Origin of the sequence: Pseudomonas defluvii (genome assembly GCF_001695625.1) — a bacterium.
GTDB classification, from domain to species: Bacteria; Pseudomonadota; Gammaproteobacteria; order Pseudomonadales; family Pseudomonadaceae; genus Aquipseudomonas; species Aquipseudomonas defluvii.
The window spans coordinates 1-2,046 of sequence record NZ_MBPN01000245.1; the positions used below are offsets into that span (position 1 = coordinate 1).

1 protein-coding gene is annotated in these 2,046 nt (G+C 49.8%); it reads left to right on the top strand.

Going from position 1 to position 2,046, the window contains the following annotated elements; all coding sequences use genetic code 11:
- Nucleotides 1-99: 99 nt before the first annotated feature.
- Nucleotides 100-1,260 (top strand): replication protein, encoded by a 1,161-nt coding sequence (locus EKA13_RS26980; RefSeq protein ID WP_245704434.1) that lies wholly within the window; start codon nt 100-102, stop codon nt 1,258-1,260.
- Nucleotides 1,261-2,046 lie beyond the last annotated feature (786 nt).

The following is a 2,046-nucleotide window of genomic DNA, read 5'->3' on the forward strand; positions in this document are numbered from 1 at the left end:
GAGCTTACATTTTCTAAGATCCTCGACTCCTTTTCCAGCCGGTCAGATTTTTTCTACACCCTTAAATGCGAAGAGCCTGTAATCGAATCACAGAACGACTTGCTCACAGGCCTCGATTGTAATTCGCAATCCCTCTCGAGGAAAGAAACGGGAGTCGTAGCCCGTTTGAATAGCATCAGAAGCAAAGCTACTGGAAAAAGAATCCAGGAGCCTGCGGCATCATCAACCCTGCCCTTGTTCTCGGCATACCAGATCACTCTCGATGATAACGATCTGGGAAATCTGGTGAGCATTTACGATGCGCTTCCACGGTTCGCATGGTCTGGGAAGACTGTACGTTCAGTCGCCGAAATGACTATTGTTAAGGAAGGTACGATTAACGGGGAGCCGTTTCGTGTAATTCTTAAAGCCGTTCCAATGCAGAAACGGCTCAAGGTGGATGGCAAGCTATCTAAGCAAGTAGAAGATGTTGGTGTTTTCCCCGGCGCTCGTGAGGAGTTCGTTGAAGAGGCACTTCGCAAATTTTCAACTCAAGGCAATGCCAAATTTAACGAGGCTGAGTGCTCTGTTCAATTTACTCTTTATGAACTACAGAAAGAGCTTCAGTCGCAGAAGCATACTTATACGTACGCAGAGCTCCGGGAAGCCTTAGAAATCCTCAGCGAAGCTCCTCTTACTATCCAGACTCGGACGGCGGATGGCGAGGTGATTGACATTAAATCGACCTACCTTCCTTTCCTAGCTATTCGTAGTAGAAATAAAAGAAGCTCCGCATACGTGCAGCCCTCTCCGGATGACGACCCTGAGAGTTCAGTGCTTTGCAAAGCTGTTCTTCACCCGCTTATTTCAAGAAGCATCGCAAATGGTGATTACCGGCTTTATCAATACACAACATCCATGGGGCTAACGAATGGCATTGCTCGTGTCCTATACAGGATGCTTTCCTTCAAATGGCGAAACGCATCTCCAAGCCATCCGTATACTTTTTCACTGGTAGATTTCTTATCCAACACAGCCCGAGGACTTTCAAACCGCATGCCGGAAGACTTTCGCGCAATGAACATTGCGTTGGAGCAGTTAGTTAAAGAGAAGGCTATCCAGCGTTACGAACACACCAAAATTGCCAAATCAAAAGGGAAAGGAGCAAAAGACTATACCTACAAACTCTGGCCTACTAATGAGTTTGTTTCCACTATCATCAAAGGGCACCAAGCGGAAGCTCGTCGAGAAATTCAGTTGATGGCAAAGCGGGCGCGTTGACCTGTCGTCTGCCGGCAGCTCACCTGCCGGCACCTCCGCTGGACCTTCCACTACTCAGGTTTAGTCCACGTTTCTTCCCCTGGGAACGACCTTCTGGCACCAATTCTTCTCTTAGACAATCTGCCTATCGCTCAGGAGGTAAGTAGATGTCGGCCGCGCCATCCCCCGCACAAACAATTGCTAGTGCTCGTGAATGTGGGGCACTAGCACCTTTAAACCGCAAGAAGATTCGCGCTCAGTTTGGATTGGTGGACGAGGTCACTGCAGACCATGTCCGTAGGGCGACAGCCCTACTGATCGAGCGTATTCAGGACTACTACACAGTTGTCCAGTACACCGGACCAGGCTACGTATATGGCCGCGTGGACAGTGAATGGCCGTCCGCCCTCTACGCAACACCACAGTTCAATTCCATGGAAGGGGAATGGAGCCATAAGGAAATGTCTCCTACTCATCCGACTTGTACCTCAGAGCGGCTGTTCAATGAAGCGGGATGGCTTTGCCTCGACACTGCTTGTCGGGTTGCGGTGTATGAAATGTGCCTAGAGGTCCCTGAGGCCAAGATGGTCTTGGAGCAGGCCCGATATGCAATCCTGAGCATGTGCAATGATCGCGCATTATCAGAGACGGACTGGAGAAGCTCACGACGCAGGATCGGTACCCGAGGCATACGCAAATTGCTCGAGCGATTGGGCTCGGTACTTCACCTTATAGTGGATCCACCTTTTGAGACAGTGACTACGGGGTAGTTTAAGCTGTCGTCCTCGAAAGGATGACAGCAAATGG